Raw genomic sequence first — 19,102 nt, forward strand, 5'->3', positions numbered from 1 at the left:
GAAACCTTTAATGTACAGAGGGATATAGCTTAACTTAACGACATTGGGCGGGCGGTTGAAGTGGTACCCTGCAGCAACGAGGTACGAGAAGCGAAGCGTACAAGCGTAAAACGGGACGAACCCTGGTGTAATGCACTATACCCTGTGCTTCCCTAAAAAACAGATCAATTAACTTACTTCTCACTGCGGACTACCGTCTTCGGATCTATCAGTTCACTGGTTACTGCCAATTCTCTGCTTAAAGTAAAATGTTTTCTACCTTCATCCAACCAAATAACTTTTAAGTTTAGATAGGGCATTATATTGATCATCAGTGCGCTGGTTACGCACACTAAAGAGTTACAATTGGCCGATTCGCTTTCAGCTTTCCGCCTTTTTTTCCCTACCTTTGACTAATCAAAATTATCAAGAAATTATGCAATACGATGTCGTTGTTATCGGTTCAGGGCCGGGCGGTTATGTAGGCGCAATCCGTTGTGCTCAGTTAGGTTTAAAAACTGCAGTTATTGAAAAATATAAAACTTTTGGAGGTACTTGCTTAAATGTTGGCTGTATCCCATCTAAGGCTTTGTTAGACTCATCAGAGCACTATCACAATGCTGCCCATACATTTACTACCCATGGTATCAACTTAAAAGATTTAAAGGTTGATATGAAACAGATGATCGCCCGTAAAGACGATGTTGTTGCTCAAAATACTGCCGGTATCACGTATCTCTTTAAGAAAAATAAAATCGATTCATTCGAAGGCGTTGGTTCTTTTGTGGATAAAAACACCATTCTGGTAACCAAGGCTGATGGTTCTACCGAAACCTTATCGGCTAAAAATGTAATCATTGCTACTGGTTCTAAACCAACAGCTTTACCGTTTTTGCCAATCGATAAAAAGCGTATCATTACTTCAACCGAGGCTTTAAACATTAAAGAAGTACCAAAAACGATGGTGGTGATCGGTGGTGGTGTAATCGGTTTAGAGTTGGGTTCGGTATATGCACGTTTAGGCACAAAAGTTTCTGTAGTTGAGTTTTTACCATCGATCATCGGCACCATGGATGCTGGTTTGGGTAAAGAACTTCAGCGCGTGTTGAAGAAAACTTTAGGTATGGAGTTCTACATGGGCCACAAAGTTACGGGCGCTACCACTAAAGGTAAAACCGTAACGGTTACTGCCGAAACACCAAAAGGTGAAACCATTTCTTTAGAAGCCGATTATTGTATCGTTGCCGTTGGCCGTACCGCTTATAGCGAGGGTTTAGGTTTAGATAAAATCGGGATCACTGTAGAAGAAAGAGGTAAGAAAATTCCGGTTAACGAACATCTAGAAACTTCGGTTAAAGGTGTTTATGCCATTGGTGATGTAATTACCGGTGCCATGCTGGCGCACAAAGCAGAAGATGAAGGCACTTATGTTGCCGAAACCATTGCAGGCCAAAAACCACATATCAATTATAATTTAATCCCTGGTGTTGTATACACCTGGCCAGAGGTTGCTTCGGTAGGTTTAACCGAAGAGCAATTAAAAGAAAAGGGTGTTAAATATAAAGCAGGTTCATTTCCTTTCAAAGCCAGCGGACGTGCAAAAGCAAGTATGGATACCGATGGCTTTATTAAAGTATTGGCCGATGCCGCTACGGATGAAGTTTTAGGTGTACACATGATCGGGCCGCGTGCTGCTGATATGATTGCTGAAGCGGTTATTGCGATGGAATTCCGCGCATCTGCAGAAGATATCGCACGTACCTGCCATGCCCACCCCACTTATACTGAGGCATTAAAAGAAGCCGCACTTGCCGCAACGGATAACAGAGCGATACATATTTAATTGATCGTTCTCGATACTGATCCGATAGCTATCGGATTTATTTCAGTATCTAATCTGCAAAATGATATATAGCTGAAGAAATCCTGGTATTTATACCGGGATTTTTTTTAATCTGTCGGTTTTGAGGACCTTTTTATGATAGTTTGTCAATTACACAGCAATCAGTATTTTAGCGTTGTCAACTCTTCAGATCCTGCTTCTTTACCTTTTCTTAATAAAATGATAACAAACCGCGCCTGAAAAATGGTGTTGGAGGCGGTTATTTTTGCGGTTCAGATATTAAACGAACCATGAACTGTAAAAAACTATTTGGTGCAATCCTAATGGCATCATTGGCATTTGCTGCCTGTAAAAAAGATTCAACTGATGATCCGATTATAGATCCGCCAACCGAAGCCATGGTACCCGAAAAAATCGATAGCTTCAAAGAAATCGCCTCTATTGATTTAGGTGGAGAATTTGCCTCAGAAATTTCTGCATACGACCCCTTAACCAAACAATTATTTGTAGTGAGTAACGATGGCGGAACCAAGGTTGACGTGGTTGACATGGGCAAATACCCAACGGTTACCAAACTGAAAACGCTTTTATATCCAGGTAATGCAGGTATCAATAGTGTAGCGGTGAGTAACGGTTTATTGGCCATCGCCTTAGATGGTGCAGATAAACAAGGTAATGGCGATGTAGTGGTTTTAAAAACATCCACTTTAGAAGAAGTTAAAAAAATCACGGTAGGAGCTATGCCCGATATGGTTACGTTCAGTCCGGATGGCAACTATATTTTATCGGCCAATGAAGGTGAACCGAACCTTGCCTATACCGTTGACCCTAAGGGAACCATTTCGATCATCAATATTAAAGACAACTACTCGGTAAAAACATTAGATTTTTCGGCTTTCGAATCACAAAAGGCAGCTTTGCTTGCAGGTGGTTTTAGGATTTACGGTTTAAACGCGAGTTTTACACAAGATATCGAACCCGAATATATCGCAGTAAGTTCCGATTCTAAAAAAGCATACGTTACCTTACAAGAAAACAATGGCGTTGCCGAGGTAGATATTGTTGCCGGAACGATCACTAAAATCAATCCGTTGGGTACAAGAGACATCAGCCTAACTGAAAATGCTTTTGATGTAAGCGATAAAGACAGCAAACAAGTGTTAGGTACCTGGCCAATCAAGGCGTATTATTTACCAGATGCCATCTCGTATTTCAGTGCTGGCGGTACAGCTTACCTGGCATTGGCTAACGAAGGAGACACCAGACAAGATTACACACCAAAAGATGCAAAGGAAGAAGTGCGGGTAAAAGACCTTGTATTAGACCCTGTTAAATTCCCGAACGCTGCCACACTACAATTAGATGCCAATTTAGGCAGGCTTACGGTAACCAATACCGCTGGTTTTACCATGGTTGGTACGAATAAAGTGTATCAGGAATTGTACTCAACGGGTGGAAGAAGCGTGAGCATTCTAAATGCAGGCACAGGTGCTTTGGTAGCCAATATTGGCAAAGATTTAGAGCAACATGTCATTGATGCAGGTAAGTATGACGACGACCGTTCGGATAATAAAGGTGTGGAGGTAGAAAGTGTAACGGTTGCGCAGGTGAACGGACAAACCTTAGCTTTTATTGGTATGGAGCGCGCAGATATGATTGCTGTTTATGATGTAACTACACCAGCCTCGCCAAAATTTGTTCAGTTATTTTCTACAGGCGATGCCCCTGAAGGTTTACTCTTTGTTAAACCCAAAGACAGCCCTAACGGAAGAAGTTTATTAATCGTTTCAAACGAATCTGATGGTACCGTTAGGTTCTATCAGCCAGATAAAATATAGTCTCTACCCCTTTATTAATTATTGTGTTTTAACCCCGGTTTTATACCGGGGTTTTTGCATTTAGAGTTGTCAGATTAACAGACAGTCGCTGTTAAGTTGACAACTCTGCTTATATAATTCGTTTATATAAACGAAGAATAAAAACTAAGCCCTATATTGCGGTACGAAATAAAACTTTAGGGGTGCCTTCAAATCAGTTGGCTGAGAATATACCCGTTTTATAGGTGAAAGCTAAAAGGTTAAAGGCGGAGGGTAAAAACCCTATGCCCTAAACCCCACACCTTATACCTTATAAATGAACCTGATCCGGATCATGCCGGCGTAGGAAATTAGTTTGTCTGCAAAAATTGCGTAAAATGCATCCTGCATTTGAAGACTCCTAAGGTTGTATAACAAAATGAAGTCTTTAGCAATGAAGTATATTAATGTATTAACCATAGCGGGTTCCGATAGTGGCGGTGGCGCGGGCATTCAGGCCGATTTAAAGACCTTTTCTGCATTGGGATGTTTCGGAACTTCCGTAATCACCGCCGTAACCGCTCAAAATACTATGGGCGTAAGGTCGGTGTTTGGCATCCCCGAAGAAATGATTAAAGATCAGATCCAGGCGGTGTTGGAAGACATTGCGCCTGTAGCCATTAAAATCGGGATGATCAACCGTGCCGGGGTGGTGCAGGTTATCGAAAGGGAGTTAAAGGCCTATCATCGCCGTGTTCCGGTTATTTTAGATCCTGTTATGGTGGCTACCAGTGGTCATCGCTTAATCGAACCCGATACCGTTATTCAACTGGTTGAAAAATTGTTTCCATTGGCGACATTGGTTACCCCAAATATTGATGAGGCCATTATACTTTCAGGACAGCAGATCCATCACCTGGATGATATGGTTGCTGCGGGTTATAAAATTATCGAAAAAGGAGCAAAGGCGGTTTTGATAAAAGGCGGACATTTACCAGGATCAATGATCTACGATGTTTTCATTTCAGGAAACAATGCTCCGGTGGTATTGGAAAGCGCCTTCATTGCCTCAAAAAACCTGCATGGAACAGGTTGCACGCTTTCATCGGCCATAGCCGCCGAGACGGCAAAGGGCCACAATCTGTTGGCTGCCATTAAAAAGGCGAAGGATTATATCAGTGAGGCCTTGCAAGCGGGCAGCATGGTGACAACAGGCAAGGGTAATGGCCCATTAAATCACTTCTTTAACCCTTTAAAACTAGTTATCCAATGACGTGGAGCGAACAGGCATGGGACAGGGTTAGCCCTATTTATACAAAAATTTTAGCATTGCCTTTTAATACAGAATTGAGCAATGGCAGATTGCCAATAGAGAAATTTGTCTTTTATCTGGCTCAAGATGCGTATTACTTATTGGAATTTGGCCGGACACTAAGCGCTATCAGTAGCCGGATGCAGGATGCTGATCTGGTTTTAGCCTTTGCCGGATTTTCTACAGGGGCCATTTTCGCAGAGCGTAGTTTGCACGAAAGTTATTTTATAGAATTTGGTCTTGACAGCAGAGTGCAGCCTAGCCCGTCTACGCTATTGTATACCAATTATATCCTCAGTCAGGCGGCTTATGCCAATGTAGAGGTTGCAGCAGCTGCCGTTTTGCCTTGCTTCTGGATATACAAAGCCGTTGGCGATTATATTTTTGCGCAACAAAATGGTGATCAGAATCCCTACAAAAGATGGATTGATATGTATGCGGGTACCGAATTTGCCGCAGCAGTAGAAAAAGCGATTGCCCTAACCGATCAATTGGCAGCGGGTGCCAATGCCGAGATCCGGGAGAAGATGTGGCTGGCTTTTGAAATGGCCACGCGATTGGAATGGATGTTTTGGAATAGTGCCTATGAACAGGAAAAATGGAAAATCTAATATTTTAACGTGCTGCTGAGCAAATATTTTGATATAATGTTAAAAAATTGTCGGTATTTCCAATAGATTTAAGGAACTTTGTAGCTTCATTTTAAATTTAGAACATCATTTTGGAAGTAAGCACGCAAGAACAGGAAATTTTAAATACACCAGAAGACCAACCTGTAACAGCGCAAAGCTCTCCGAAACAAGTACGTTTCGCAATATCGGCCTTTTATTTTATGCAAGGGGTCTGTTTTGCAAGCTGGGCCAGTAGGATCCCAACTTTTAAAGCTTCGATGGGTTTGAACGATGCGGAGTTGGGTTCCATTCTTTTTGCATTGCCTGCAGGGCAGATTATTACCATGTTTTTCTCGGCAAAGCTTACCACACATTTTGGCAGCAAGAAAATGCTTAAGGCTACTGCGCCATTGTATGCCATTGCGCTAACTTTTTTGGCACTGGCCACCACTGGCTGGCAATTGGCTGCTTTTTTGGTGCTGTTTGGTATAACGGGTAATCTCTGTAACATTGCTTTAAACACACAGGGCGTTGCGGGCGAAAATTATTATGGCAAGCCAATTATGAGTTCATTCCATGGTGCCTGGAGCATCGGAAATTTAACCGGGGCGTTAATTGCACTGGGTTTGGTTAACCTGAAATTAGGGATGTACACGCATTTTTGGATCGTTGCGCTACTCTCATTAAGCAACGTTATATTTAACTCGAAAAAACTGTTACACTATAAAAAGCCAGATATTCCCATTGAGAAAACAAAGTTTTTTACCATGCCTCAGGGTATTTTGGTGTTATTGGGTGTCATCGCATTTTGCAGTATGGCCACCGAAGGAACGATGTTTGACTGGAGCGCGATTTATTTCGAAGATGTAGTGAAACTGCCGCACAACCGGGCAATCATTGGCTATGCGTCGTTTATGTTTATGATGGCCAGTGGAAGGTTTTTAGGCGTATTCCTGATCAGTAAATTCGGACGGAAAAACCTCCTGCAGATCAGTGGTGCAATTATATCGATAGGCATGGCACTGGCGGTTATATTCCCGAATATTATTGTCGCCATTTTTGGTTTTATGTTGATTGGCCTCGGGGTTTCGAGTATTGTACCCATGGTGTACAGCATTGCAGGTAACAACAAAAAGGTACCTGCGGGTAAGGCCATCACCATGGTTTCGAGTATTGGTTATTTTGCGTTTTTGTTCGGACCGCCATTAATTGGTTATGTTTCGCAATTGTCCAGCCTGCGTTACTCTTTTGGGATCATTTCTGTTTTCGGATTGCTGATTACTTTTCTGGTTACGAAAATAAAGTCAATCAATTAGAGGAGGGTAGTCGATCATTTAACGTGTGAATGGCCTTCGGCTAGCGTGCCTTACTCTCAGGATTCTAATTTCTTTATCTTTCCTTCTGAATGATATTCTGTATCGATCAATTTCAAAGGCAAAAAAACTACCATCATTGTTTTTCTTTAACCGATCTATTTGAAATGTGTGAAGATGATTTGGAAGTGACCTGATTTTGGATAAAATCCTAATTTCTATTTTTTCAGCATAGTCAATAAGGTCATTATCTTCTAAATACTGAATGATTTCTAATAGCTGTTTTACCGCAAGTTTATTCCATTTAATTTTCATTAAATAAGCTTCCGTCTTTTTTCGAAAAGTTGTTCCACGTCTTCGTGAGAAATAAAGTTGCCGGATTCTATTTCTTTATCTGCTTGATTGATGTCCTCATTATATTCATTTAAGAATGCTGCTTCAGCTTCTGCTGGTTCGTCATTAATATCAGATTGATATTTATAATCTAAACTATCCAAAAAAGCAATAAGTACTTTTTCTTCCTGTTCATTTTTGGTATTTACAAATATGCTCATATTCAAATTTAACGAAATTTTATGAAAATAAATATAAGTGATTACCTACTCCTTCCTCACCAGGCCATGTTCCTTCAGTGTAGCAACTGCCAGCTCAATCAGCCTTAAATTTTCATCCTGATGCCCGTGTTGTACCTCTACATTGATGTAAGGAATATTATTCTGCATGGCATAAACTGATAGCGAGCCATCATTGGATGCAAATTTAGATTGGAGGATAACATTCACATTTGCTTTTTTTAAACTGCTGAACAATCTTGGCTCGGTTACGTAAATCAGGTCATCGCCATCCATCTGGAAGTTGATGTAAACAGAGTCGGCTGTGCTGGCCAGATCATATCCGGGCAGGTAAGAAGAGATCCCAAAACCGCCGTCAGCATTGTTGTGGAGCGTTAAAAAATAACCTGTTGATTTTGGATCGTAAAAATCGACAATCTGTTTGCCTGCATTTAATATAGCTTTCTCCACCTCGTTAGAGCTAAACATATCTTTCTTTAACCGGGTATTTACACCCACTTCGGTATAAATCGCATTGGGGTCTATACGGTATTGATCATCCATATAGGTGAAATAATAATCCCTTACCCCGCCATATTGACTGTCGATCAGTTCGCCACCGCTCCAGCGGATGTAATCGAAACCTGCTTTTACACCGGTATCTTCATTGTCATGTACCACCAAAAATTTAATCCCGTTAGGTTTGTAGCTGTATTTTACCAGTGTAATATCCAGGTTGTAAACTTTAATGAAGCTCGAATCGGTAGTCATTGCCGGAAAAACTGGCGGGTGTTGAGCTTTTACTAGGAGGGCAGAGCAGATCAGGAACAGGCTAAAAATGAATTTAAACATAATGCCTAATATACAATGTTGCTATATAATTTGTTTGGAGACAGTATTGTAGAATTATCCGCGCAACTTTTTGAAGTGGTTCAGGTTTCCGCCCAGCAACTGTCCGTTTAAATTTGAGGATTTGGAAACTCGATATAAAATTGGTTCGTGGAGACGCGGACTAAGGCGATGGAATGATGATGGTTTTGATTGAAGTTGAAAACTTTTCACCCGAAGCGCAGGGCTTGTATTTCACAATCAGTTTGTTCCCGTTTTTCGCTTGTACACTTCACTTCCTTGTAAACGTGTTCTATTTGGTCAATGGTGGACAGGATTCATATCATTTGTAGAGGCACAAACGATGGCAAGGGGGTAGATGCAATTATCTGAGCATAAAAAAGGCCACCTTTTGGGAAGGTGGCCTTGGTTTGATTGTTAATCTGGATGTTTATTAGTGTCCGTGATCTAGATCGTATTCGTTTACATCTTTATGATCATATGGTTCTTCCATCAGTTCATCAATGGTTTTGCCTTTTTTGTTGAAACCTAAACGCTCTAACATTCTATCGAACATTAAATATACCACCGGTACAACAATTAAGGTTAAGAACAATGAACTGGTTAATCCGCCCACAATAACCCATGCCAAACCATTTTTCCATTCGGCACCTGCACCGCTTGCCAATGCAATTGGAAGCATACCAAATACCATGGCAATGGTGGTCATTAAAATTGGTCGTAAACGGGCGTGGTTGGCCAGAACAAGTGCTTCTTTGGTTTCTTTACCTTCGGCTTTTAGGTGGTTGGTAAAATCGACCAGGATAATCGCATTTTTCGCTACCAGACCCATTAGCATGATTAAACCTAAAATGGTAAAGATACCGATCGAGTTGTTGGTTAAAGCCAGTGCAAGCAATGCTCCGATTACCGCTAATGGAAGCGAGAACATTACCACCAGTGGATAGATAAAACTATCATAAAGCGCTACCATGATCAGATAAACCAAAATAATAGAGGCCAGTAAGGCGATACCCAGAGTACCAAAACCTTCGCTCTGGTTCTCCTGGTCTCCTGCCCAGCTATAGCTTACGCCTACCGGTGCTTTTAGCTTACCATTTTTCTGTAGTTCTTCCAGTTTGGCCTGGAATTCAGCCACCACTGTTCCGGTTGGCCTACCGATTGATTGTGCCTTAACGGATACCGAAGTAGACTTATTTAAACGTTCTAACTGACTTGGGCCTGAACCTTCAGTAATGGTTGCAAACTGCGACAACTTAATCTGTTTGTTATCGTTGTTTACAAAAATCAGGTTTCTTACGTCGTCTATATTCTGACGGTTGAAGTTTTGATACTGGATATTGATGTCGTATTCGTACTCGCCTTTTCTATATTTACCATCCGTGTTGCCTGCAAATGCAGTTTGCATCGTAGAACCCACCGTTTGTAGTGTTAGGCCAACGGCCGACATCTTATCGCGGTCTACCTGAACGTTAATCTCAGGGGTTCCTTTTTCTACTGAGAGTTTAATCTCTGTAGCACCAGGAATCGAAGCAAGTACTTTTTGAGCACCTTCTGCGTATTTCAATGCGCTATCTAAATCTGATCCCATGACCACCAACTGGATAGGTGCATTTTCAGCAATACCCAAAATACTGATCGGAACGGTTTTTACTTTTGCTCCAACCAATTCTTTAGCCAGTGCACGACTCATTTTCGTAGCGAAAATATCTGAAGAAACGCCTTCACGCTGATCACGCTCAACAAGTTTAACGTTGATCTCCGATTTATAAGCCGTTGCCTGTGTACCACCGAAATCACCTGTCGATTGTCCGACAGTAGTAATTAACTGCGTAATTTCTGGCTGTTTATCTAAATAAGCTTCAGCTTTTTGCGTTAAAAAGTTGGTTTGTTCTAAAGAGGCATCTTTAGGCAATTCTAATTGTACCAGGAACTCACCTTTGTCTGATTTAGGGAAGAACTCAGAACCGATAAACCCGCCCACCAATAAACCGCATGAACTTAAGAACATTACCACAACCGCAACTAAAGTAAGTGCTTTATGGTTTAAAGACCATGTTAAAATGCTGGTAATCCAAAGGGTAAATTTCTTTAATTGTTTTTCGAACCATAGAATAAAACGGCCGAACAGGTTTTTGCCTTCAATACGTTCTAACTTTCCGAAACGGGAGAAGATAAGCGGTACAATGGTAAATGAAGCCACTAACGAAAGCAGGGTTGCAATAATTACTACAATACAGAACTGACGAAGGATGTTCGAAACCAAACCTGTACTTACCGCAATCGGGAAGAACACTACTACAATTACGAAGGTAATGGATACTACGGTAAAACCGATCTCTCTTGTTGCATCAGAAGCAGCCCTTACTTTATTTTTACCCATCTCCATGTGTCGCTGGATATTTTCCAGTACCACAATCGCATCATCCACCAGGATACCTACCACGAGTGATAGTCCTAAAAGCGACATCAGGTTTAAGGTAAAACCAAATAAGCTGATTCCAATAAATGTAGCGATCAATGAAACCGGGATGGATACCATTACAATTAATGCGTTACGTAAACTGTGCAGGAAGAAAAGCATTACAAAAGCCACCAAAATAACCGCAAGGATTAAATCGTGTATTACCGCGTCGGCTGATTCTAATGTAAAAATAGAACTATCGTTAACAATTCTGATGTCCAATTTATTTGCTGCATATTCCGTTTTAAGCTTAGCAATAATGGCATGTACACCTTTACTCACTTCTACCGCGTTCGCATCACTTTGTTTAATGATCTGGATTGCGATAGATGCTTTACGATCGATACGTGCCAATTTCTCGGTTTCTTTTTGCGAATCCTGAACATCGGCTACATCACCTAAACGGATCTGTGCACCATCTTTCGAAGTGGTTAAAACCAGGTTTCTCAACTCTTCCATACTTCTGTATTTACCCGATAAACGGATCAATACATCCTGGTTTTGCGTTTTCACACTTCCTGTAGGGAAATCTAAGTTGGAGGATAAAATCAATTGCTGAACCTGAGGGACAGAAAGATTATAGCCCTGTAATTTATCAGCATCTAAAGAAACCTGGATTTCGCGTTCCGAACCGCCCACTAAATTCACCTGAGCAATACCGCTTACCCTCGAAATTACGGGGGCAATACGTTTGTCGATCAAATCGTAAAAGGTAATGTCATCCATGTTTGCGGATGCCGACATGGTAATTACCGGTAAATCATCCAAAGAGAATTTACTTAATGATGGCGTTTTTACATCCTCAGGCAGATCAGAAAGAATAGCGTTAACCTTTCTTTGTGCATCATTTAAGGAAATATCGATGTTTGCGGCATCGGTTAAGGTGATGGTAACCGTTGATAAACTCTCAAACGATACAGAGTTGATTTTTTTGATGTTTTCCATCGATGATACCGCATCCTCAATCTTTTTGGTTACGGTATTTTCGACCTCATTTGGTGAAGCACCAGGGTAGATGGTCGAAATAGATACTACGTTGTTAGAGAATTTTGGAAGTAATTCATAACCCAACGAAAAGTAACTTAGTAGCCCAAGCAGGGTCAGTGCGGTAAATACCACAATCACCAGCGAAGGCCTTTTTATAGATATGTCTGTTATCTTCATTTTAATTAGTATTGTGTTTTGCGATTGGCGTACCGCGTTTTAAAAGCCGAAAAATCCCTCTAACTTATTTTACGATACTCACTGCGGTACCTTCAGTTAAGTTAATCTGACCACTGGTAATTACGGTTTCACCTTCTTTTAATCCGTCAAGAATCTCCACGTTGTCTCCTAAAATACGGCCAGCAACAACAGTACGGGTTTTAGCTGTGTTATTCGATTTATCCAATACGAAAACCTGGTTGCTGCTTACACTACCTACAAATGAAGTGCGTGGGATCAGGATGCTCGGTGCTTGTTTAGGGAATTTGAATATGGCAGTTCCGTACATACCCGCTTTCAAGGTGTTTTTGTGGCTGTTATCTACTTCAATTTCGATTGGGAAGTTTAACGTTCCATCCGCTTTTGCAGCGATGAAAGTTACCTTGCCCGAGAAACTATCGGTAGGGAAAACAGAAGATTTGATCTCGATTTGATCTCCAACTTTAAGGTTGGCCACCTGCGATTCGTTTACATTCACCTTCAGTTTTAATTTCGAAACATCAACCAATTCGAACATCTGTGTGCCCTGGGTATTTACAAATGCACCCACTTCGATGTATCTTTTGTTCACGATACCGTTAATAGGCGATTTGATATTTGCATCACTTAATTTGCGTTGTGAAGCCTGCAAGCGTAATTTTGCATTTCTGGTAGCCAGTTTAGCCTGATCTAACTGTTGTTGGGTTACACCACCGGTAGAGAAAGAGCTTTGGTATCTGGCTTCATCTCTTACTGCATTTTGATAGTTCGCTTCAGCAGTTTCTCTATCGGTATTGATAATCTCGGCATCAACACGTGCGATAACCTGACCTTTGCTTACGCGATCACCCTCATCAACATAAATGGCAGTAACACGGCCTGCATTTTCTGATAAGAAGTTAAGTTCTTGTTTAGGAATAAAATTTCCGTTTGCACTGAAATCTAAATTCACGGCTTTTTTCTGTACTTCAGCAATACGAACGGCAACTGCACCACCACCTTTAGCAATGAAAGCAGTTTTTTCTTCGTTCTTCTTTTTATTGTTGCTTAAAACATAAGCGATTGCGCCCAGGGCAACAACAATTACGACAATTATGATAATTACTCTTTTCATTTCTATTTAACTAGCGATTTAATATTTCCGTTTGATTTGATTAATTGTATTTCGGCTATTTTGTAATTCAATAGCGCCTGTGTATAGCTGTTTTGTGCTTCAGTAAGTGCATTTTCTGTATCCAGAAGATCGGTTAAGGAAGCTAAGCCGTTGTTATAGTTGTTTTGTGTGCTTTTGTAAATCTCCTGCGCCAAATCGGCATTTTTACGTTGCGATTTAATGGTGTTGATATTGTTGCGCAATTGGATTTTCGCGTTCTCGTAAGCCAGGTTTAATGAATTTACTGATTCTTTTCTGCTTTCCCTGGCTTTTTTAATATCGACATCTGCCTGGCGGATTTTTGAACGTGTTAAAAAGCCGTTAAAAATGGGCACTTTTAAAGTTAAACCAACCGCTGATGCGCCGTATCCGATTGCTGCCGCATTCGACTTTAAAAAATCGAAACCGTCGCTTTGGCTCGAATAGGTATAATTTCCCGTTAAAGCCAATGATGGATAATATTCGGCAACATAAGCCTTTCTCTGCAGTGACAACAATTTATCCTGGTTATCCAAAAGTTTCACCTCTGTTCTGTTTGCCAGATCGATTGAATCTGTAAATACAGGTAAGGTGGTAACTTCTGTTAATTCAGTAGCAGGTAAGCTGATCGGTGTAGAAACCGGCATACCCATCGAGAATTTTAACTGATTTTCCAATTGGGTAATGGCATTGATTACCTGCTCACGCTGTGTATTCAGGTTGGTTAAGTTTACCATGATCCGATCAACGTCGATTTTCCTTGCCAAACCGTTTTTAAATTGGTTTGAAACAATTTTTTCTACAATCTTCACATTTTTAATGTTGGTATCGATTACGTTTAACTGTTGTCTGTTTACCAAAACCTGGTAGTAATTGTTGGCAACCAGTTCGATAATCTGTTCTTCAGTTAACTGCGAAGTCAGGTTATAATACTCTTCACTCGATCTCGCAGCTTGTAAACCGGTAAAAACCTGTTGGTTGAACAATTGTTGCGAAAGCTGAACGCCCGCAGTCGAATTCCAGTTCTGACCCAATTTGATCGCCTGTGTTTGACCACCGAAATTAGCAACCAATTGACCAATAATAGGATTGTAGGTTAAACCCACATTACCTGTGATTTGGGGTAAGGCCTGTGCCCTAACTTCCTCTACCTTATATCTTCCGCCTTCAATATCCAGTTTCGCATTGCGAACCTTGGTGTTGTTTTGGAGCGCAAAGGTGAGCGCATCTTTTAAGGTAACTTGCTGCTGAGCAACCACCAGCTGCGGTAAAGCCGAGCCGATTAGCAGTATGAGCATTAATTTTACCATTTTTACTCTAAGCATAATGTATTGTTTTTTGTTTTTGGGTTCTTATCTATTTAAGTTCTTCTTGTATGTTGAAGGTATTTGGTTGCTTAATCTGAGCACCTTAATCCCCTTACAAATATGGTAGTGAGGTTTTTTTGTTTCAATGTCATTCTGTTAAATGCTTTTTTGTCGGGGAAAAGGTCTTTGCCTGTTTCCATGATACACATGGTACAAAGGCCCATCAAACTTTCCAGATAGAGTTCTGCAACATGGGCAGTATCATCGTGCTCTATTTCTCCCTTTGTTTTTGCCTGACTGAAAATCTCTGCAAAAAATTCTTTTTCGGAGCCTTTAAGGGCTTGAAGCTTGCCTTTTATCACATCATCATTGAGTAAATCAGGAATACCTTCCGTAATCCTTAACATATAATATTTTTGGAAGAACGTGTTTCTAACATCTATGGTGCTAAAAAGGATTTCTTCCAGGGGCTGATCAGGATTGTATTTCTTTTTGATCAGTTCAAAAAAGTCGTGGAATACCCTTTCTATTACCCCGATAATTAAATGCTTCTTATCCGGGAAATAATAATAAAGCGATGGTTTGGAAACGGAAAGATCTTCGGCAATATCGTTCATTGTGGTTTTTCCAATACCAAAATGGATAAAGCGTTTTATAGCGCCATCAATAATTTGCTCTCTCTTTTTATCGGCTACAATCATTTTACTTTTCTACTTTCTGACTTTTTTAATATTTTAGTCAAAAATAGTGCTAAAAAATGATTTGTCATGAAAGGTTTGTTGAAAAGTGCATTAAGCTTACAATTTTATGACACAATTTTGCGGGTTCGGCTGTTTATATATCTTTACAAACCAATCATTTAGAAATATTGTCCATATTTATCAGCATTTTAACGGTATTGTTTACCATCGTTTTGATGGAGTGTTTGTCGTGGTGTATACACAAGTATTTATTCCATGGCCCACTCTGGTTTATGCATAAAAGCCACCATCAAAAAACAGCATCGTTTTTTGAGTGGAACGATCTGTTCGCTGTGCTGTTTGCAGGCTTGTCTTTGTATTTAATGTATATCGACAGAGCGCATCTGGGATACCGGTTTTTTATCGGTTTGGGTATTACTTTATATGGCCTGATTTATTTTGTCGTGCATGATTGGTTTGTGCACCGCCGTTTTAAGACTTTTAAAAGCAATAATGCTTATTTGCAGGCGGTTAGGAAAGCGCATAAAATCCATCATAAAAACCAACATAAGGAAAAGGGGAAGGCTTTTGGACTGTTATTTGTGCGAAAAGAAGTATTGAAAAGCTAAATTATACCTTATGAAAAATTATTGCCTGGTCATTCTTTTTGGAATTATCTCTTTGATCTTATATTCATGCGGAAAAAAAACAGATAAAGAGCGCGCCATCGCATTAGTCGAAACTAAGTATAAAAATAGTGCGCAGAAGTTCGATTTCGATGGTGCAAGCCTGGATAGTCTTTACAATATTTCTCCTGCAGCTTATGCCGATAGCCTAAAAAAAGGAAATGAGCTGGATGCTACTTTGGCAATTCTTGAAAGTGAAATAGAGCATTTAAGTCAGGAAGCGTCTGATAGTGTAGGCTTGATCAGTGCGAAACTTACCAAAGAAAGATACCACTTATTGGATCTAGCCAAAACTAAACCCGCTTTTATTGGTTGGAAACTTTCGGGGGTTAAGTTGGAAAATGCCAGACCTGAAGGATTGAGTTTTAATTTTGATAAGGAGATTACGAAGATTGTACAATAAATATTAATTTTAATTACCTTCTATTCAAATCGTAATCTGCTCTCACATGAAAATACTGCTGCCTTTAGTTTTTGTATTCATAAGTTTAACGGGCTTTGCTCAAAATGATGCTTCAAGGTTTAATTTATTGGGCAAAACCGATTTGAAGGATGGGGAGAAAATTATACTCGAATACCGTGGAAACAGAGATTCGTCCTTTGTAATAAATGGTTCTTTCAGCTTTAGTGGTTATTTAAGTGAACCCAGTTTGGCCAGTTTGAAACATGGGCAAACAAATCTGTTTGAGGGACCAGCATCTGTCAGGTTATTTTTGGAACCTGGCCATTTGAGGGTAAACGTCATTGCTGGACAGTTTTTTAAGGCAGAATTGCTGGGATCAAAAACCCAGTTGGATTGGGATAAGCTTAGGCTTAAAAAGGAATACGACGCGATACTGGATAAAATTGATGCTTTAAATGAAGCAATTAAAGAAAAGGGGAGTTCTGATGCGTTGAAGGCAAATCTTGATTTAAATTATGCCGAAAGATTGAGGATAATTAAAGCCGGAGAAAAGAATAGCTTAACTTTTATCCGAAACAATCCTGATTCTTACCTGAGTCCTTATCTACTTACTGCTTTAATTAAATATTTGCCCAGAGATTCTGTTGAGTTTTATTATCGGGGTTTTTCCGGGCCAGTGTTAAACAGCGCCTGGGGAAGGGTAGTTTATAAAGCACTGGCTTATGAAGAATTAAGTAAGGTGGGGCAAACAGCCCCAAATTTTTCTGCGAAGCTGGTTAATGGAAAAATGATCAACCTTGCCGGATTTAAAACCAAGCAATATGTACTGTTGGATTTTTGGGGAACCTGGTGTGTGCATTGTAGGGCATTGAGTCCTGATTTGATCGAAGTATATAAAAAATATAAAGATAAAGGACTCGAAATCGTAAGCATAGCTACCGACCGTGATCGTAAGCTATGGCAAAAAGCAATTGAGGATGATCGTACTGGTTTATGGAAACACATTTTACTTATAGATGCAAGTAAAAGTGCCAGGGGGGATGATTTGATCGTGCAATATAATGTTGCAGCTTATCCAACATTCATTTTGATAGACAAAGCGGGCAAAATAGCCGGTCGTTATGAGGGTGAAGGGAACGATTTTCATGTTAATTTGAAAAATAAGCTGGCCGCGATTTTTGAATAGCAGGCTATATGGTCAATCAATTATTAATATAAAGTCTTTTTATTTTACTTTTGCAGCATAACCTAAAATCAATATGCTTCAGATCCAGGAAAATATTTCGTTAAAACCATACAATTCATTTGGTATAGATGTTAATGCCCGTTATTTTGCTGAAATATTTTCTGAAAAGGATTTGATTGAATTGTTTCAGGATGAGGTAACGGAATCTCACAAGCTCCTTGTTATTGGTGGTGGGAGTAATGTACTTTTTACTGAAGATTACAAAGGTTTAGTTGTTAAAATCAGCATCAAAGGCATCCAATACGAAGTTTTGGAAGATAAAATCTTGGTAACTGCAGGTGCCGGAGAAGTTTGGAACGATTTTGTAAACTATTGTGTGGCGCATCATTTTGCAGGTGTAGAAAACTTGAGTCTAATACCCGGCACGGTGGGTGCCTCGCCAATTCAAAATATTGGTGCCTATGGCGTAGAGCTTAAAGATGTTTTCGAAAGCTGTACGGCATGTGAGATCAGGACAGGGCAGATTAAAACTTTTACCTATGCTGATTGTCAGTTCGGTTACCGCGAAAGTATTTTCAAAGGAGCGTTAAAAGGTCAATATATTATTACGTCGGTTACTTTCCGTTTGTCGGCAGAAGCAAAAATTAACACTTCTTATGGTGCTATCGAAACCGAACTCTTAAACAGGGGCATCGAAAATCCGAATATTGCGGATGTTTCTGCTGCGGTATCGCATATCCGGGTGAGTAAATTGCCCGACCCGTCTACCATAGGGAATGCGGGTAGTTTTTTTAAAAATCCGGTGATCGAAAAATATGAATTTGCCGATGTTGTGGCAAAACATCCCGATGTGGTGCATTATCCCACAGCTGATGATAAAATTAAATTGGCTGCTGGTTGGTTAATCGAGCAATGTGGCTGGAAAGGCAAAATCGTAGGACAAACAGGTACCTGGAAAAACCAGGCTTTGGTTTTAGTTAACCATGGCGGCGCAACTGGCACGGAAGTGTACCAGTTTTCTGAACAGATAATAGACAGTGTAAAGTCTACTTTTGGAGTCACTTTAGAAAGAGAAGTAAATATTCTGTGACGAAAGTATGCCGTAACGTAGTTATACGCTTTTGGCACCGTGCCAGAAATTTTTGGTACTAAGTTTGTTTAGGTTTATGCGAATGAACATCATTCATTTGTTTTTTTAATCTTCCTAAAGCTAAACATCATGACAAAATTCGAATTCAATCATCTGGTTAATCATCACTCGGTATCACTTAGATCTTATGCTTTAAATTTTACAAAAGACGCAGAAGACGCAAATGATTTGGTTCAGGATACCATGTTGAAAGCGATCACTTATTACAATAAGTTTAAAGAGGGTACGAATTTGAAAGGTTGGTTATTTACCATCATGAAAAATACGTTCATTAACAACTACCGTCGTTTGGTAAAAACGAATACTTTGATTACGCAGAGCGAAGATATTTCTTCCGCTAACCTTTCATATAGTGCAACAAAAAACCAGGCTGAAAGTAAATTTGTACTGGGTGATATTGATAAAGCCCTTTCACAATTGCCTGAAGAGTATTATGTGCCTTTTATCCGTTATTTTGAAGGATATAAATACCATGAAATTGCAGATATGTTAGAAATTCCAATCGGAACGGTTAAAACCCGTATCCACGTTGCAAGAGGAATCCTGAAAAAATACCTTAAAACCTATTCAAAAGAAATTGCCATAAGTGAAATGGCTTAAGATACATCCATCGAAAAACTAAGGGCTCAGATTTGATCTGGGCCTTTTTTGTTTGTTC

At 40.0% G+C, this 19,102-nt stretch carries 17 protein-coding genes; 10 read left to right on the forward strand and 7 right to left on the reverse strand.

The window, feature by feature from the left end; translation table 11 throughout:
- Positions 1-415 precede the first annotated feature (415 nt).
- From lpdA to AC04Q1_RS15885, 5 genes are all read left to right on the forward strand, one after another.
- Positions 416-1,822: a dihydrolipoyl dehydrogenase gene (lpdA, locus tag AC04Q1_RS15865; RefSeq protein ID WP_478365560.1), complete on the forward strand. Its 1,407-nt coding sequence runs from the start codon at positions 416-418 to the stop codon at positions 1,820-1,822.
- Positions 1,823-2,112: 290 nt separating this feature from the next.
- Positions 2,113-3,660: a choice-of-anchor I family protein gene (locus tag AC04Q1_RS15870; protein WP_478365561.1), complete on the forward strand. Its 1,548-nt coding sequence runs from the start codon at positions 2,113-2,115 to the stop codon at positions 3,658-3,660.
- 397 nt (positions 3,661-4,057) lie between these two features.
- Positions 4,058-4,891: a bifunctional hydroxymethylpyrimidine kinase/phosphomethylpyrimidine kinase gene (gene thiD / locus AC04Q1_RS15875; RefSeq protein ID WP_478365562.1), complete on the forward strand. Its 834-nt coding sequence runs from the start codon at positions 4,058-4,060 to the stop codon at positions 4,889-4,891.
- Positions 4,888-5,541 carry a TenA family protein gene (locus tag AC04Q1_RS15880; protein ID WP_478365563.1) on the forward strand — a complete coding sequence of 218 codons (654 nt, stop codon included), beginning with the start codon at positions 4,888-4,890 and terminating at the stop codon, positions 5,539-5,541. The genes thiD and AC04Q1_RS15880 overlap by 4 nt, the downstream gene beginning before the upstream one ends.
- Positions 5,542-5,651: 110 nt before the next feature.
- Positions 5,652-6,857: an MFS transporter gene (locus AC04Q1_RS15885; protein ID WP_478365564.1), complete on the forward strand. Its 1,206-nt coding sequence runs from the start codon at positions 5,652-5,654 to the stop codon at positions 6,855-6,857.
- A gap of 18 nt (positions 6,858-6,875) precedes the next feature.
- Here the strand turns inward: AC04Q1_RS15885 and AC04Q1_RS15890 are convergent, their stop codons facing one another.
- The 7 genes from AC04Q1_RS15890 to AC04Q1_RS15920 all read right to left on the reverse strand — a co-directional run bounded on the left by AC04Q1_RS15890 (position 6,876) and on the right by AC04Q1_RS15920 (position 15,040).
- Positions 6,876-7,169, reverse strand: a complete 294-nt coding sequence (locus AC04Q1_RS15890) for a type II toxin-antitoxin system RelE/ParE family toxin (protein WP_478365565.1) — start codon at positions 7,167-7,169, stop codon at positions 6,876-6,878.
- Positions 7,169-7,408: a hypothetical protein gene (locus tag AC04Q1_RS15895; protein ID WP_478365566.1), complete on the reverse strand. Its 240-nt coding sequence runs from the start codon at positions 7,406-7,408 to the stop codon at positions 7,169-7,171. The genes AC04Q1_RS15890 and AC04Q1_RS15895 overlap by 1 nt, the downstream gene beginning before the upstream one ends.
- A 45-nt stretch (positions 7,409-7,453) precedes the next feature.
- On the reverse strand, positions 7,454-8,257 hold the full coding sequence (locus AC04Q1_RS15900) for a hypothetical protein (protein ID WP_478365567.1): 804 nt from the start codon (positions 8,255-8,257) through the stop codon (positions 7,454-7,456).
- 430 nt (positions 8,258-8,687) lie between these two features.
- Entirely contained in the window at positions 8,688-11,882 is a 3,195-nt protein-coding gene (locus AC04Q1_RS15905; RefSeq protein ID WP_478365568.1) for an efflux RND transporter permease subunit, read from the reverse strand.
- 64 nt (positions 11,883-11,946) lie between these two features.
- Complete coding sequence (locus AC04Q1_RS15910) at positions 11,947-13,014, reverse strand: efflux RND transporter periplasmic adaptor subunit (RefSeq protein ID WP_478365569.1); 1,068 nt, start codon at positions 13,012-13,014, stop codon at positions 11,947-11,949.
- Positions 13,015-13,016: 2 nt separating this feature from the next.
- Positions 13,017-14,357: a TolC family protein gene (locus AC04Q1_RS15915; protein WP_478365570.1), complete on the reverse strand. Its 1,341-nt coding sequence runs from the start codon at positions 14,355-14,357 to the stop codon at positions 13,017-13,019.
- A gap of 71 nt (positions 14,358-14,428) precedes the next feature.
- Positions 14,429-15,040, reverse strand: a complete 612-nt coding sequence (locus AC04Q1_RS15920) for a TetR/AcrR family transcriptional regulator (protein ID WP_478365571.1) — start codon at positions 15,038-15,040, stop codon at positions 14,429-14,431.
- Between the two features lie 167 nt (positions 15,041-15,207).
- Between AC04Q1_RS15920 and AC04Q1_RS15925 the strand changes: the two genes are divergently transcribed.
- The 5 genes from AC04Q1_RS15925 (at position 15,208) to AC04Q1_RS15945 (ending at position 19,044) form a co-directional block, all read left to right on the forward strand.
- Entirely contained in the window at positions 15,208-15,648 is a 441-nt protein-coding gene (locus AC04Q1_RS15925) for a sterol desaturase family protein (protein ID WP_478365572.1), read from the forward strand.
- Positions 15,649-15,658: 10 nt separating this feature from the next.
- Entirely contained in the window at positions 15,659-16,108 is a 450-nt protein-coding gene (locus AC04Q1_RS15930; protein ID WP_478365573.1) for a hypothetical protein, read from the forward strand.
- 46 nt (positions 16,109-16,154) lie between these two features.
- Positions 16,155-17,294: a thioredoxin-like domain-containing protein gene (locus AC04Q1_RS15935; RefSeq protein WP_478365574.1), complete on the forward strand. Its 1,140-nt coding sequence runs from the start codon at positions 16,155-16,157 to the stop codon at positions 17,292-17,294.
- A gap of 73 nt (positions 17,295-17,367) precedes the next feature.
- Positions 17,368-18,384 carry a UDP-N-acetylmuramate dehydrogenase gene (gene murB, locus AC04Q1_RS15940; protein ID WP_478365575.1) on the forward strand — a complete coding sequence of 339 codons (1,017 nt, stop codon included), beginning with the start codon at positions 17,368-17,370 and terminating at the stop codon, positions 18,382-18,384.
- Positions 18,385-18,513: 129 nt separating this feature from the next.
- The gene (locus AC04Q1_RS15945) at positions 18,514-19,044 is read left to right on the forward strand and encodes an RNA polymerase sigma factor (protein WP_293304601.1); all 531 of its coding nucleotides are present in this window, start codon (positions 18,514-18,516) and stop codon (positions 19,042-19,044) included.
- Positions 19,045-19,102 lie beyond the last annotated feature (58 nt).

This window comes from Pedobacter humicola (assembly GCF_056490705.1).

What these genes read in the sequence shown, in the direction of transcription:
- AC04Q1_RS15935 (WP_478365574.1), top strand. Translation starts at nt 16,155, where the DNA reads ATGAAAATACTGCTGCCTTTAGTTTTTGTATTCATAAGTTTAACGGGC.
- AC04Q1_RS15905 (WP_478365568.1), bottom strand. Translation starts at nt 11,882, where the DNA reads ATGAAGATAACAGACATATCTATAAAAAGGCCTTCGCTGGTGATTGTG.
- AC04Q1_RS15945 (WP_293304601.1), top strand. Translation starts at nt 18,514, where the DNA reads ATGACAAAATTCGAATTCAATCATCTGGTTAATCATCACTCGGTATCA.
- AC04Q1_RS15900 (WP_478365567.1), bottom strand. Translation starts at nt 8,257, where the DNA reads ATGTTTAAATTCATTTTTAGCCTGTTCCTGATCTGCTCTGCCCTCCTA.
- AC04Q1_RS15920 (WP_478365571.1), bottom strand. Translation starts at nt 15,040, where the DNA reads ATGATTGTAGCCGATAAAAAGAGAGAGCAAATTATTGATGGCGCTATA.
- thiD (WP_478365562.1), top strand. Translation starts at nt 4,058, where the DNA reads ATGAAGTCTTTAGCAATGAAGTATATTAATGTATTAACCATAGCGGGT.
- AC04Q1_RS15915 (WP_478365570.1), bottom strand. Translation starts at nt 14,357, where the DNA reads ATGCTTAGAGTAAAAATGGTAAAATTAATGCTCATACTGCTAATCGGC.
- lpdA (WP_478365560.1), top strand. Translation starts at nt 416, where the DNA reads ATGCAATACGATGTCGTTGTTATCGGTTCAGGGCCGGGCGGTTATGTA.
- AC04Q1_RS15890 (WP_478365565.1), bottom strand. Translation starts at nt 7,169, where the DNA reads ATGAAAATTAAATGGAATAAACTTGCGGTAAAACAGCTATTAGAAATC.
- AC04Q1_RS15930 (WP_478365573.1), top strand. Translation starts at nt 15,659, where the DNA reads ATGAAAAATTATTGCCTGGTCATTCTTTTTGGAATTATCTCTTTGATC.
- AC04Q1_RS15910 (WP_478365569.1), bottom strand. Translation starts at nt 13,014, where the DNA reads ATGAAAAGAGTAATTATCATAATTGTCGTAATTGTTGTTGCCCTGGGC.
- AC04Q1_RS15895 (WP_478365566.1), bottom strand. Translation starts at nt 7,408, where the DNA reads ATGAGCATATTTGTAAATACCAAAAATGAACAGGAAGAAAAAGTACTT.
- murB (WP_478365575.1), top strand. Translation starts at nt 17,368, where the DNA reads ATGCTTCAGATCCAGGAAAATATTTCGTTAAAACCATACAATTCATTT.
- AC04Q1_RS15880 (WP_478365563.1), top strand. Translation starts at nt 4,888, where the DNA reads ATGACGTGGAGCGAACAGGCATGGGACAGGGTTAGCCCTATTTATACA.
- AC04Q1_RS15870 (WP_478365561.1), top strand. Translation starts at nt 2,113, where the DNA reads ATGAACTGTAAAAAACTATTTGGTGCAATCCTAATGGCATCATTGGCA.